10 protein-coding genes are annotated in these 14499 nt (G+C 56.3%); 3 read left to right on the forward strand and 7 right to left on the reverse strand.

What is annotated here, in order from left to right; genetic code table 11:
- Window positions 1–13: 13 nt before the first annotated feature.
- A complete protein-coding gene (locus tag Q31a_RS00115) occupies window positions 14–1618 on the forward strand; it encodes a serine/threonine protein kinase (RefSeq protein ID WP_145072385.1) in 1605 nt (534 codons plus the stop codon).
- A 474-nt stretch (window positions 1619–2092) separates the two neighbouring features.
- Here the strand turns inward: Q31a_RS00115 and Q31a_RS00120 are convergent, their stop codons facing one another.
- The 6 genes from Q31a_RS00120 to Q31a_RS00145 all read right to left on the reverse strand — a co-directional run bounded on the left by Q31a_RS00120 (window position 2093) and on the right by Q31a_RS00145 (window position 10061).
- Window positions 2093–3235, reverse strand: a complete 1143-nt coding sequence (locus Q31a_RS00120) for a helix-turn-helix domain-containing protein (protein WP_145072387.1) — start codon at window positions 3233–3235, stop codon at window positions 2093–2095.
- Window positions 3236–3430: 195 nt separating this feature from the next.
- Complete coding sequence (locus Q31a_RS00125; RefSeq protein ID WP_145072389.1) at window positions 3431–4459, reverse strand: ThiF family adenylyltransferase; 1029 nt, start codon at window positions 4457–4459, stop codon at window positions 3431–3433.
- A 348-nt stretch (window positions 4460–4807) separates the two neighbouring features.
- A complete protein-coding gene (locus tag Q31a_RS00130) occupies window positions 4808–6157 on the reverse strand; it encodes a S1C family serine protease (protein WP_145072391.1) in 1350 nt (449 codons plus the stop codon).
- A gap of 592 nt (window positions 6158–6749) precedes the next feature.
- Window positions 6750–7202 (reverse strand): response regulator, encoded by a 453-nt coding sequence (locus Q31a_RS00135; protein ID WP_145072394.1) that lies wholly within the window; start codon window positions 7200–7202, stop codon window positions 6750–6752.
- A gap of 54 nt (window positions 7203–7256) precedes the next feature.
- The gene (locus tag Q31a_RS00140; protein WP_145072397.1) at window positions 7257–8507 is read right to left on the reverse strand and encodes a serine hydroxymethyltransferase; all 1251 of its coding nucleotides are present in this window, start codon (window positions 8505–8507) and stop codon (window positions 7257–7259) included.
- Window positions 8508–9005: 498 nt separating this feature from the next.
- Complete coding sequence (locus tag Q31a_RS00145) at window positions 9006–10061, reverse strand: mechanosensitive ion channel family protein (protein ID WP_145072399.1); 1056 nt, start codon at window positions 10059–10061, stop codon at window positions 9006–9008.
- Between the two features lie 204 nt (window positions 10062–10265).
- Between Q31a_RS00145 and Q31a_RS00150 the strand changes: the two genes are divergently transcribed.
- The gene (locus Q31a_RS00150) at window positions 10266–11360 is read left to right on the forward strand and encodes a DegT/DnrJ/EryC1/StrS family aminotransferase (protein WP_145072401.1); all 1095 of its coding nucleotides are present in this window, start codon (window positions 10266–10268) and stop codon (window positions 11358–11360) included.
- Between the two features lie 163 nt (window positions 11361–11523).
- Here Q31a_RS00150 and Q31a_RS00155 read toward each other — a convergent pair whose 3' ends face one another.
- Entirely contained in the window at window positions 11524–11781 is a 258-nt protein-coding gene (locus Q31a_RS00155; RefSeq protein ID WP_145072403.1) for a carbon storage regulator, read from the reverse strand.
- 648 nt (window positions 11782–12429) lie between these two features.
- Between Q31a_RS00155 and Q31a_RS00160 the strand changes: the two genes are divergently transcribed.
- On the forward strand, window positions 12430–13740 hold the full coding sequence (locus Q31a_RS00160) for an IS701 family transposase (RefSeq protein ID WP_145072406.1): 1311 nt from the start codon (window positions 12430–12432) through the stop codon (window positions 13738–13740).
- Window positions 13741–14499: the final 759 nt, after the last annotated feature.

The raw sequence follows: 14499 nt of genomic DNA on the forward strand, positions 1-14499 counted from the left end.
TGCTGCTCGAAGTATGGCTAAGTCACGCATAGGACCCTTCGCGCTTGAGGCGCCACTCTCCCGGGCGGGGTCGAGTGGCCAAGTGTTCCGCGGAATTCATTTGCAGCAAAAGAAGCTGGCGGCCCTACGCATCTTTTCCATTCCACTGGGGATGACCCCCGAGTCGCGCGAGGCCTTTGCCAGCCAATTGGAACAACTCAAACAACTGCGACATCCGGGGATTGTGCGTTGTTATGGTGGTGGCTTCGATACGCGGAGTGCCTTTCTTGCCTATGAACTGGTGGATGGTGAATCGCTAGCGGCGACCTTAAATCGCCGTGAGCGGCTACCCTGGGAGACAGCGCTGGACTACTGCCAACAAATGGCAGAAGGGCTGCAATATGCCCATCAAATGGGTTGGATTCATGGACGGTTGCGTCCCGAGAAAATCCTCGTTTCACGGGAGGGAAAGATCAAGATTGGCGATTGGCGGCGGGCGGCGATCACCTCGATGATTAGCGCAGGGCCACCGCAGCGGGAACAGTTGCAGTATGCTGCACCGGAGAGCTTTGATGGAGCCGTCGCCGATGAGAAGAGCGATCTCTATGCCTTGGGTGCAATCCTGGTCACCATGTTGACCGGACATCCTCCCTATGACGCTCCCGATACCCCGACGTTGATTCATCGCATTCAACACGATCCCATCCCCAATGTCAGCGCCTCCGTGCTCGACTGCCCAGTGTGGCTCAACGCAATTGCAGAGCAACTGTTGGCTAAGGATCCACGTCAGCGGATTTTCAGCGCCACTGCCCTGCAACTGGCTCTCAAGGAAGCTCAGCGTCGGCAGTCCGAAGGGGTCGGCGTCTTGCAGCACGCCACCGCAGGTTTTAGTCCCCTCAAGCTCAAAACCGACCGAGACGAGGCGGAGAAGGTCCTGGGGATTAAACCCAAAAAGGCCAAGAAGGTCAGCGAAGAGTCGTTTCTGGAACAGCCCTGGGTCCTGATTACTGCCCTAATCATGGCGCTCTGTGCGGCCGTTTGGTTCATGTTGCCTCTCAGCGAAAAAGCTTTGCGACAGCGGGCTGAAACGATGCTCGCGAGCCAGGAATGGACCGAATGGAATGATGCGCGTGACGGCTACCTGGTTGAATTGATCGATCGCTTCCCCGAGGGGAGCAACGCCGAATGGGCGGCAGAAAAAATCGAATGGGTCAATGGACGCGAGGCTGAAAGACGACTGGAACGCGATGAACGCTTGGGCAGAAGGGATGATTGGACTCAGGCGCAAATCCAATATGCCGAAGCTCGTAAGTTTGAGCGTTTTGGAGATCTAGCCACCGCCTTCGACAAGTACCGAGCCATCTTGCGTCTCTTCAGGGGGCGTGCCGATGATCAACCCATCCTCTTTTTAGCCAGCGAAGGGATTGCTCGAATTCGCCAAGCAGGCACGCAGAACAATGCCTTGCAGCAACTCCTGTTCGATAAGCTTGCCGAGGCTCAGGCCGCCTACGATCGCGCCAATCTGGCCCAGTCCAAAATGATTCTCGAATCGATCCTCGAACTCTATGCCGACAATCAAGAAGTCGCTCCTCTGGTAGAGCAAGCCCAGCAAAAGCTCTCTGCAATCGGACGCAAATAGAGCAACAGCCACTCAAGCGGAGTGTCTCAATCCCAAGCCGCCGCGTAACGGCTGGTGGATGGAAGAGTGTGTTTAACTCTGCTGGGAAGGTAGTATCGCGGAGTGCCCTGGTGGTGTAACTGATTTTCCTTGCTTACTGGGCTGTTGATTTAATAGCAATTTGAATTTTAACGCGGAGGTTGCGTCGCAAACTGCCTTGTAGCGGCAACTATCTTTCCTTGCTCACGCAGCGGGTTACTATTTCGACAGCCCGTGACGCGGCGGGTTACTATGCCCGTTACGCTGCGGGTTGCGATTTTGGGAAGCGGGTCGGGTCGGTCGGGACTGTTGCTGCTACCGCCCAATGCAGGGTGCGCATTGGGCGTTTGCACCGAAAATACAATCCGCCCGACCGGCAAGGGGAAAGCCGCCGGCCATGCGGGATGCCCGTTATTCCAGAGATGCTGTGCCCTGATGCAACGTAGTGCAGCAGCACTAGGGCTGCAAGCGACGCGCAATCGCTTCTACCGGTAGCGGCGTGATGGTGGGATTACCCACGATGTCGGTCCGCAAAATATCGTCCGGACGCATCTCTTCGGTCGCTGGCTGGTATTGCACGATGTAGGCGCCCACTTGCAGGTAGTTTTCCTGGTAGACCGGTGGCCAGAACTCTTCACTGCGATTGCTGAGTGTGCGGGCCAGTAGTCGCGTGGCACGACCGCTGAATCCACTCAATACCATTTCTAAGCGCCCCAAGGACTCGCGGTAGATGTAGAACACCAACGCCGTATCTTGGCCGCCAGCGTAAGCCCAGCTACCATCGGCCTTCTCGTAATAGATGCCTGGTTCATCCGCCGCTTCAGTCTCACTCAGACGCATGCCAGCCGATGCGCTAGGAATGTGAGGATCATGATCGCGGTAGCGCAAGAAGAACGGACAACCTCGATCCGAAGCGGTCTTGACCGAGTCTTGAGACTTGAAGGGCTCTAATTGGAATGTATCGGCAATCACCATTTCGACCACGGGGTTGCTCTTGACGCTCCCCAGGCAGATCAAGGCCTTGTCTCCTGCGGAGGCAACAAAGTCGTTGTGTACCTTGCTAGAGCGGGCGATGGCCTCTTCGGCTTCGACATTCCCTGGGCTCCATACCAGCGTTTGCTTCAGCAATTCGGGGTGGGTGGGGATCTCTCGCGATTCCACACCTGTCTCCTCAGGTGAACGAGTTAGTTTATCGGTTCCCCCCAGAGTCGTCACGCCGTTGAGGACTTCACCCAACAGGACGGCATCGGATGCGACCACCCAAGCGGTCTCAGGTGCATCTTGGGAGTCTGGGCGGCGAACCCCCAGGCAGATTTCAAGCTTGCGACGCCGTGCGACGACTTCCCAAAAATGCTCTGGCTTGACTGCGAATAATGCGCCTGGCAACTGATCACCGGAGGCGTAGCCATGCTCCACTAGGTAATCGCACAGCCGCGATAGTGCTTCGAGCGGAATGTACTTGGCCTCATTTTTGAGCAAGGAAGCGACTTGGTGGCGATCAAGACCGGTGTACTCCACGATCGCTTTGATCGTTCCAGGCCGTTTGCGTCGATCTGGTGTGTGCCCAAGCAATTCTGCTAGTCGAAATTCGTAGCGCATGGAAAGAGAAACTCGCAAATGAGAAAAGAGTGGAGGTTACTTCTACAATGAGCGTAGATTTGGAGTGCCTAATGTAAGATTAGGCACCCTAGCAGCGATTTTCCACCCCTGGTGCACGGAATTCTGGTCAAAATCGTCCGAAAGTTGAAGAATTTGCCCTTAGAGTCGATTTTTTGGTCTGGGAAACCCGCAACTCTACGATCCGAGGGTCTGCGCTAAGATCGATTTGGCTTCCGCTGCCTGCGTCGTCCCCTCCACAACCGTGCGGCCACCCTTGAAGATGGTTAGCGTATGATTGCGGAGGGTGAGTCGCACAAAGAAGGCATTCTGCGTTACCGGGCCGACCAATTGCAAGCGTTCCGCGATGGTTGCCAAAGGACTGCGGTTGAGAGTGGGGCTCTCGATCTGCACAGCATTCTTGCCGCACAGCACGGTAGTTTCGGTGCGAATCTGGCCACTAAGAAATGGAAACTCTCGCGTTTGGCAGGTCGGACAATGGGCATTGGGTTCCAAGCGTACGATGCGTGCGCTGGTATCCCAAGCGTCCAGCACGATCAACCCACGGCTGACGGCAGAGGCGTTGCCGCTCAAGACCTTCAGCGCCTCGGTGGCTTGCCAGCAGGCGATCAGGCCGACTGCGGTTCCTAGCACGCCAGCCGAATCGCAGGTTTCGAGTGCCTCGCGAGAGGGGAGCTCGGGCAGCAAGCAGCGGAAGCAAGCGGTGGCCCCCGGTACGATACTCAACACCTGTCCGCTGGCTCCCAAGCAACCGCCATGGATCCACGGGACTCCCCGTTGAATGCAAAAGTCGTTCAGCAGGAAACGGGTTTCGAAATTGTCGGTGCCGTCGAGCACGATGTCGCAGTCGGCGGCTAGGTTGGCAATGTTGGCACAGGTCACATCCTCGACGATCGGCTCGAGGGTGATGTGGCTGTTGTAGCGAGCCAGTTCGCGAGCGGCGGCCACAGCCTTGGGCTGTCTGTTGGCCGCATCCTCCTCCGTGAACAGACCTTGCCGCTGGAGATTGCTCACTTCGACCCAATCGCGATCGACGATTCGCAGGTGTCCCACTCCAGCCCGCGCCAGTCGTTCGGCGATCGTTGAGCCCAAGGCGCCGCAACCACAGATCAAGGCGCGACTTTTTCCGATTGCCAATTGCCCCGCCTCCCCCACCGGGGCGAAACGGATTTGACGCGAGTATCTCGACTCATCGGAGGATGGCATGCAAATGGCTTAATCGGTTGGATGCGGCACAACGGAATGGGAAGAGAACCACGCGCAATTGGGCGGGGACATCTTCTGCTGCTGCGAGAAATTGCCGGGAGCAACGGTTCCCCACACAAGCTACATCGCAAGATACAAGGCCCAGCCCGTTCTGCCAAGACTTTGGAAGCGTCTACAGCCGGGCGGACTGGCGAATGTCCGAGTGCGCACTGGGCGGTGGCTGACGCGTTGGTGAGCCTGAAAGAATTGGGGAAGCGATTTTGGCTGGGTCTATAAATGGCCTAAGGGAGGAAAAGCTCTGGCACTTTTCCTCCCTCAGTCCCCCCTGGTATTTGCTGCACCTGCGAGTTATCGGACTCGCGACCCCTTGAGCTCTAGGTTTCCCCAGAAAACATTTTCCGCTCGCATAATATGGAACTTGGGCGATTCGGCCGAGCGAAACTCGGGAGACTTTAAGATCCAAGCCAAATCGTCCCACACCGGAGTCTGCCAATCCAACAGACCCACCAGGATATCACCAGGTTGAATCTGAGCATTGAAGGCAGGACTGCCGTGCTTGACCGACGTTACTCGCATGCCACCTTTGTACGTCGCATCGATGCGTCGTACTTGCTGGGCATTGGCCGTTTCAAGTCGCACACCAATTTGCTCGTACACCGTGTCTTGGACCGTATTGGTCGAAGTCAGCTGAGCCCGAACTGCCCCTCGTGCATCGAGTTTCAAATCGGTCTTCAGTTTGGAACCGTCGCGTTCGGCTTCGACCTGGACGGTCGAGCCTGCATTCTGACCCAAAAGTGCTAATTCAAAGTCGAGGCGATTGTTGACCGGCCGATTGTTGACTGCCGTGATCACATCACCGGTCAGTAGCTCTTGGGTGGAGCCACTTGCGACGGTGACTTGGCCACGCCCCGATTCGTATCCGGTTTTCACCGCAATTGGACTTTCAAAAGTCCCGCGGCGATACTGGGCGATCATCTCCGCCGCCACATCGATCGCACGATCGACTGGGATGGCAAATCCAATCCCTTGGGCACCAATTCGGACTGCTGCATTGATCCCGATCATGTCGCCATGAGCGTTGAGCAACGGTCCGCCAGAATTGCCTGGATTAATGCCGGCATCGGTCTGAATCAGGTTGGGATAGTCATCCACGCCATTGACTGGGACGTCACGTTTGATGGCGCTGATAATCCCTTCGGTTACGGTATGGTGGTAGCCGTAGGGATTGCCAATCGCAATCACAGGTTCGCCTAGCATCAGGTCCGACGACGTTCCGCAGCGGACTACCGGAAACGGCTTGCTCGAGTCAATTTTGACTAAAGCCAAGTCGGTGTCGGGATCCCGAGCAATGAGTCGACCGATAAATTGGCGACCATTATGCAAGGTCACCTCGATCCGGCCCACATCTTGAACGACGTGTTGGTTGGTAAGAATGTAGCCCCGTTCGTCAATAATGACGCCGGCGCCCATTCCGTTGACTTGCTGCGAATCACCAGCGCGAGCTGGGTTCGCAGGCTTTTTGCCCTCGATATTCACGACGGCCGGCTCTGCTGCTTGGACCGCACGTACCGTGGTGGTAAGTCGGAGCGAGTCAACATCGTCAGCCCATGACCATTGAGGCGATATCGTGAGGCTTAGACCTAGGCCGATGGAGGCCAGTGGTCGGAGCCAGGAGCAGATCGTTTGATTCTGCGTCATAGACACCCTTCCGAGCGGGAATCCGGTTGGGGACGAAACGAGCAAGATTGGGTCCGCTCCATAACGCCACTATGGCCAGCGCGCCCCCGTTAGGCCGCTTGGCATGCAGAGAGAATCGGTCGAATCGCTTGTGCGGCTTAAAGCGACAATTTTGAACCGGAATCGCTCGCCCAAATTATCAACCTGTTGATCTGGGCTGAGTTTGTCGCGTGCGGCGCTCTTGCGGATTTTGCGGCCACTCTTGGCGGAGAGCCGCCAGAATCGAGGGTAGGGCCGTATTCCTCACGAGCCGGATCGTTTCTCAGTCCTTCTCCAGGTTTCGAAAGCACGTGGCTAGCACTTTGCCAGCAGGCTTCTCAGCATCGTGCCCTGCCCTCACCCGTTGGCCGATCAGCTACCTCGGTATGCTTGGAGATGCATCCCGCAGCGGGAGGTTGGTCTGGATGGCCTTGTGAGGATCCAGGCGCTCACGCTTATCCCACAGGCAAATGCTAGCACTAGGCACCTTGCCGGTCCGATGAAGAGGAGGACTAGCCAGGTTCGTGCCGGGCCTGCGGGGACGCTTCCGAATAATCAGAACGGGCAGCCGAACTTAGGTCGGGCGTGCGCGATCGTCGAAGTCTCGAATGTAGCTCCGCAACCGCTCCAACTCGTCGGTGGTGTCCTTCAAGCGAAGCATATTTTCGACGCGCTTCTGAAACTCAATCTTGTTGATAGGCTTCGTTAGAAAGTCATCCGTCCCGGCCTTCACCGCGCGTTCAATATCACCCAGCTCGTTCAGAGCGGTGACCATCAGGATCATGACTTTGCTGGTCTTGGAGGACTGCTTGAGCTGCTGGCAGACCTCAAACCCGCTCAACTTGGGCATCATTACGTCCAGCAGGAGTAGGTCCGGCTGGAATGAAGCCACTTTGGCCAACGTATCCTCTCCATCGACGGCCAATTCAATTTCGCAATCGAAAACCGCTAGGTAGGCCTCCAGCAATTCGCGATTGGCAGCATTGTCGTCGGCGATCAAGATGCGATTGGTTTCGGATTCAGGCACGCGTTCTATCTCCTCAGACGCAGTGATTGCGGAAGCTCAGCCAAGTGTCAAAAATCATACGTTGGCGGATGCCGATGGAACTGGAAAACTTTGGCATAGCGTCCGGATTTCCTCTCGAATCGAGAGGTGCTGTTTCTCGTCGTCCGCGTGGCGTAGGGTTTGGCTGATCCACCGAGCGACGGACTTCATTTCGGTCGGTCCCATGCCGCGAGTCGTCAACGCGGGTGTACCGATGCGAATGCCACTCGGATCCATCGGCTTGCGGGAATCGAACGGAATCATATTCATATTCACGGTGATGCCACAGTTGTCGAGTGCTTTTTCAGCCTGCTTTCCTCCCAGCCCGATACTGGTGACGTCAACGAGCATCAGGTGATTGTCGGTACCCCCACTGATCAATCGCAGACCGTCGCGCATCAGTTCTTCGGCTAGGGTTTTGGCATTGTCGATCACCGCTTGGCCATAGGCTCGGAAATCCGATTGCAAGGCCTCGCCAAAGCAAATGGCTTTGCCAGCTACCGCATGCATGAGGGGGCCCCCCTGCAGACCCGGAAAAACGGCACTATTAATCGATTTGATATTCTCTTGCTTGCACAATACGAGACCCGCCCGTGGTCCACGGAGCGTCTTGTGCGTGGTGGTGGTCACGTAATCGGAGACAGGCACCGGATTGTCATGCACTCCAGCGGCGACCAAGCCAGCATAATGGGCCATGTCGGCCATTAGTTTTGCACCACAGTCCTTGGCAATTTCAGCGAAGCGAGCGTGTGGAATCTCCCGCGGATAGGCGCTTGCCCCCGCGACGATCAATTTTGGTTTGTGCTCTCGGGCCAGGCGTGCCAGTTGATCGAAATCGATGCGGTGAGTCTGCGGATCGACTCCATAGGGAATGAATTTGTACAATTTTCCCGAGATATTGAGATGCATGCCGTGAGTCAAATGCCCGCCTTGGGCTAAATCAAGGCCCAAAACGGTGTCCCCAGGCTGCAGGCACGCGAGGTAGACCGCCATGTTGGCCTGCGATCCGCTGTGGGGTTGCACGTTGGCCGCTTCCGCCCCAAACAATTGGCATGCACGTTGGATCGCCAACCGCTCGATGACGTCGACATGTTCGCATCCACCGTAGTAGCGACGCCCAGGATAACCCTCCGCGTATTTGTTCGTCAGAATGCTGCCAGTGGCTTGCATGATGGCTGGAGAAGTGTAGTTCTCACTCGCAATCATTTCCAAGCCGTCTTGTTGACGTTGGTATTCTGCATCGATGGCTGCCCATACGTCAGGATCCTGGGTGGCGATCATGTTCATAGATTTTTTAGCTTGTAGTTGTTTATGGGGGGAGGGATGCGCGCTGGGTTAAACTTAGATTGTCGATCGCGCACCACGAATCGTCAACGACATATGGCAACCATAGCACATCAAACTCCCCTCTATTTCAAGACCCAGCATTGCAGAGGTTGGGCAGTGGGAGGACTTCGCATCGCTGCGGAGTGTCTGGGCAGGCCTCTGGAGATGAGTCACCGAGCTGGGGGATGGGGCCGTCCGAGCGTGCTGTCTGGTGGGCAGGCCGCCCGGGGAGTCCCCTCAGCATGGCAGCGCGGGCTTGGGGCGGCTCGGCAGGCACGCTCCGCTCAGTCGGCCTGTCGCACCGTCGCCCCCCGTCGCAGCACTCCTCCCGCTGGAGTGCGATGGACTGCTCAACCTTGGGTGGCGGAGCGGTGCAGCAGTTCGGCTAGCGCACCGGCCGCTTACCGCTGCCGAACAAGCGAGATCTAGCCGCGGACTCCATTTAGCCGCGAATTCGAGTTAGCCGCGAACTCGTGGCCGAACGCGGGAGCTGCGTCCCTCCGTGGTGTCCGCATGGGACTTGGGAGTGGGGACCGTACCGTTGGCACCGCTCTTCGGTGCGTGGGCAAGCGCAGGTTGGGAGTAGTGCAACTGCATTTGCGGGAATGGAATTTCAATACCGTGTTGATCCAACTTGTGTTTGATTTCGCAGGTCAACGCTTCCTTTACGGCGAAGAAATTCGGGGTCGCCGTCCACACGCGCACTGTCCAGTCCACGGAGCTTGCACCTAAGTTGGAGAGCAGAATTTGATAGCCTCTCCCCTCCCCTAATACAATTTTCTCGGCCAACGACTCCGCGGCGCTCGTGAGTACCGCGCGCGTTGCATCGAGGCTTGCCGCATAAGCCACGCCAACCACCACGTCGACGCGGCGTTCCTTGTGGTAGGAGACGTTTTCGATGGTGGCCCCGGCAATGGAACTGTTCGGTACGATCAGCCGACGATTGTCAGGGGTATCAAACGTGGTCGTGAACAGGTCGATTTCATTGACTTTACCGGTGACTCCGCCAGCGGTAATGACATCACCAACCTTGAATGGTCGAAAGACGAGCAACAGAATGCCCGACGCAAAATTGCTGAGCGTTCCCTGAAAGGCCAGGCCGATTGCGAACCCAGCTGCAGCCATGATGGCAGCAAAGCTGGTGATGCTAAAGCCCGCCGTTTGCAGGATGGCCAAGCCAGCGACCACCATGATGCTGTAAAAGGTAAATTTGCCAGCAAAACGTCCCAGCGTCTTGTCGACTTGCTTGCACAGTCCCTGCGCTATCCACCGCGAAACGAGTTTTGCGACGAAGTAGGTCACGACCAAGGCGAGTAGAGCCAGCCCAGCTGGCAAGACGACTTTCAACAGTAGGTGCGAGGTCGCTTCACTGTACTCGCCCCTCATGACACCATTGATCGCATGCAGCACGTCGTGGGACATGTCCGGTGCTGCAGAATCAGTGGGCGGAATCCCAGCGGCACTGGGGTCGACTGAAATGAGCGATTCCGATTCTACGGGAGTTGTTTCATCCATGGTTGCGTCTCGGGGCTTACGAATATGATTAGATTAGGATAGACAAAGTCTCGTAACCTGTTTTCAGACGAGCATTCATTGCCTGCTCTTTGAAAGAGTCGTCGAGAGTACACTTTTAGCCCTTCTGGCTGAACACCAATTCTCAAGACAGCCCTTCCGGGGCGGCGGTGGGGTACCTAGGCGAATTGCGATGGGGACAATCGAATGAGCACGCTATTCGAGCAAATTCAATCCTCGGTTCGGGATGCTCTCGAGGAGTTGCTAAGCAATGAGAATTACCGTACCTACGACGGCCACCACTGCGCTCAACTGCGCAACGAATTAGGGCAACTCAGCGGCGGCAGGGATGTGTTGTTGACCAGCAGTGGCTCGGCAGCTTTGGAGCTGGCACTGCGAGCGCGAGGCATTGGTGCTGGGGATCGAGTCCTGCTTTCGGCCTACGACTATCCCGGGAATTTTTGGGCGATAGAGCGCGTTGGCGCGCGGCCGGTGCTGTTAGATGTCGAACCGGCTGGCTGGCGCGTCGATTCCTCCGCCGTTGAACGAGCCGTTCAAGATGCAAGCTCCCCCGCCCCCAAAGCCCTAGTTGCTTCGCACCTGCATGGGCAGCTGCAAAGGATGGACGCATTGCGAGAGCGGTGTGATCAGAGTGGCATCTTTCTCATTGAAGATGCCTGCCAAGCTCCGGGCGCCGACGTAAATGGGCTGCCCGCTGGTGCGCAGGGGCATGCTAGCATCTATAGTTTCGGAGGCAGCAAGGTGCTCTCGGCTGGCAGGGGCGGCGCCTTGCTCACGTCCGATCCCGCGATGGGGCAACGCGTGAAGCTGGCGGCAGGAGCTGGAAGCGGCGCGTACGAACTGAGTGAGGTCCAAGCTGCGCTGGTGCTGGCACAGCTGCCTTGGCTTGAGCAGATCAATCAAGCCTGCCGCGTATTTTTTGGTGACCTGCTAAAATCTTTAGCTAGCACTCACCTTATCGCACCTTGGGAGGCGATGGTGGGCCGCACAGCTTTTTACCAAGCTGGATTTTTAATAGCCAGCTGCCCAATCGGTGTGATTGAAAATCAATCATTGGGGCAGAAAATCGCCCAACTCCAAGCGAGGGGCATACCGGCGGGAAACGGGTTTGCTGGCTTTCATCGCCGCTCACTGCGGCGTTGCGAGCGGATTGGCGCGCTCACCTGTGCGGCAGACATTGCGTCGCGCACCTGGACGCTGCACCACGGAGTCGCGTTGCACGGGAAGTGGGCCGCCCAAGAGGTCGCCGCCCATATCGATCAGGTTATGTCGGAAGCCTAGCGGTAACTTAAAAAAAGGAGGCAGCTCCAGCCTGTCGCTTGATTCACACCGACCGGGACAGACGCGTTGGACACGCGGTGCCGAGTCTTGCGAACGACATCGAGTCTTGAAGACTACGCAGTCGTGTGAACCGCTGAGCATTGCAGGAGCTGCTGAGATCAGCCTACATCGCTTGCTTTTCTAGCCCTAACAGACCTAGCGCCTCGATATCGACAGTGACCGTGCGGCCTCGATTCATGGAAACTACGTCCGGCTCTGGATTGGTGGTCTCTTTCTGAGCCAACTCTCCACGGAAGATTTTTACATCCCCGGGGGCTTCAATCCCTAACGTGACGCGATTCCCTGAGATCCTGGAGACAACCAAAGTAATGTTGTCACCGATGACCAGCTTCTCACCCTCTTTGCGACTTAGTACCAACATGAGTGTGTCCTCCTTGAAGACTTGTTGTTGTGGCCTTGAGCAATCTCCCAAACCAGGAAATCGTTGCTTTCAGACCAATCTTGGTAAATGCATTCCATTTGAGTCAGATTGACTTAACACCAAGGACTCCTTTCGAATCCGCAAATTTCGCGCCATTTCCGAAAAAAACTAAAGTTTGTGACTTTTCTCCTTCTATTACGACGCTGCTCGCCTCTAAGTTGTTCCCCAGCCCCTTTATTTCTAACAAGTGTGTTTGCTAGCAATCTTCCTTAAGCCAGCGGCGGTCTTCAAAACGCAACAAATGACTCATTCTGAGACAGGCTACCGTAGAGTTCAGCTCCAACGCGCCTCGCTCCGATCCAGCCATACATGCTGCCTACCCTCAAAGACGCATTTCCGTCGCAGAACTTACAGCTTCTTGAGGAAAAAAAGGAAAATGGGGAAAGTTTCCCTGAATAGCGTCCTCCAGTCGGCTGAAATCAATGCCAGCAGCGTTCTCCAGGGACCTTTCCCAACACGCTGTTCCTGATACTTAGTTCGACTTTCGCACTTTTAAGCCCTTTGCTAGCAAATGGTTGTGAAGAAACTGGCCCCCGGGTTGCAGGCTTTCGCCTGTGTTAACTAACCCAAACAAGGAGGCCACTTTCAATGGACATTGCAACATCTTTCATGCCACTTCTGCAAGTCTTTACTGCCGCGATGACTGAGCCAACCGCACAGTCCTTCAAGCAATTCGTCGCAGGATGGATCTTCGCACCTCGCAGGAATATCACTGGGGCGCTTCGAGCGATTGATCCCACCAAACATCACAGCGCCTATCACCGTATCTTTGCCGGAGCGAGGTGGTCAATCGACCAAGTGGGACTGGCAATGTTCGATCTCGTCGTCAAGCTCACCGATCAGCAACATTGCTATCTTGTCGGCGACGATACCCTGATTCACAAGACAGGCTTGAAAATCTACGGCACAGGGATGCACCGGGATGCCAGCCAAAGTTCCAGTGGCTTCACGTCGTTTCGCTGGGGCCACTGCTGGGTCGTACTGTGTGTCTTAGTCCCTTCACGAAAAGATCCGACGCGAAAGTACGCGATCCCGGTTTTGATGAGGCTCTATCTGAACACCAAGACCAACAAAAAGCTACGTCGCAAGCATCGCAAGAAGACCGACTTAATGCTCGAGATGATCCAACTGTTGACCCAGCATGCGGGCGAGAAATCCCTGCATTTCCTGGGTGACTCGGCTTACACCGGTGGTCGCATGCTGGAGCAAATCCCCAGCGGCATGCATGTCACCGGTCGCATTGGCAAAGACGCCAGACTCTGTGAAGGTCCACGACCCAAGAAACCCGGGCGAGGCCGTCCACCACGACGTGGACCGGTGCTGCCCAAGCCGACCGAGATGTTAGCGACCAAGGGACTTCGTCGTACCACGATCAACCTGTACAGCCAATCGAGCTTTCATGTTCGGATCACGTCGGTGGTCTGCCGGTTGTACCTTGCCCCTGAACGAGAAGTCAAAGTGGTCGCGGTGGAGCACCTTCGCGGCGGGCGGGGAATCGAAGTTTTCTACAGCACCAATGTCAACTTGAGCGAAGAAGAAATCTTGCAGCGGTTCTCTTTTCGTTGGCCGGTCGAGACGACGTTCCAAGAAGCCAAGGGTCACCTCGGTCTGGGCGAACCGCAGAACCGAGTCCGCGCAGCGGTTCGCCGCACGACGCCATCAATGTTCTATCTGTATGGTCTGATTGTGTTGTGGCACGAACACGTCCGGCCAGAGCCTGGTCCATTCATACGAATGTGGCGTGGCAAACGCCATGCATCGTTCGCGGATATGCTCGCGACGCTGCGTCGCGATTCAGTCGAGGAAACACGACAATCTATTTTCTCAGCCGGTCGTTTACCGCCAGCGGCTCAGAAATTAATCAAGCCCCTGGAAGTTCTGCTGTCACTCGCAGCTTAAAAGTGCGAAAGTCGAACTTAGGGCCGTCGGGACAATTAAGTGTCGCCAGATCGCTCCGCCGATCGGCATTTTCCCAAACGAACCGGCGGAGCGGTTCGGCGACTATCCGCCAATCATGGTTCCGAAGGTCCTTAGCGTTGACTAGGGACAATTGCTTCATCCCATATTCGTTTTCGGGGGCGGTGAGGCACCGGCCAGGCCGGTGTTTTTCACCGCGGCCAACTTGCGCGTTCGACCACGCTGGCTTTGCTAAAGTCTGGCAGCTCGCTAGACGGGCTGTTGATTTAATAGCAATTTGAATTTTAACGTGGAGGTCACGTCCTTAATTGCCTTGAAGCGGAGGTTATCTTTCCTTGCTCACGCAGCGGGTTACTATTTCGACAGCCCGTAGAGCCCCAGGATGGCTGGAGCGCAGGGACTTGTTGGTTCAGAGTCACGAGCGCAGAGGGCCAGCTGCAAACACTGCCGAGGCTTGGACTCCACAGGCAGGGCCACGCCGCCCGAGCATGTAACCCACAAGTGGGGACGCAATGCGACGTCCCCCGCGTGTGTCCCCTTCTTGGTGTGCCCCATCTTGGTGTGCCCCATCTTGGTGTGCCCCATCTTGGTGTGCCCCATCTTGGTGTGTTAGGAGTCTGCCATTCGCAGCGGTGAGGAGTGCAAGAACGGCTGCCCTCCTCTGCCGCGAAGCCCGTTGATGGTCGCCCGCAGTGACTAGGACGCAGTGACAAACCTGGAAAATCTGAGCCTTTACCGGCC

This window comes from Aureliella helgolandensis (assembly GCF_007752135.1).
GTDB lineage: Bacteria > Planctomycetota > Planctomycetia > Pirellulales > Pirellulaceae > Aureliella > Aureliella helgolandensis.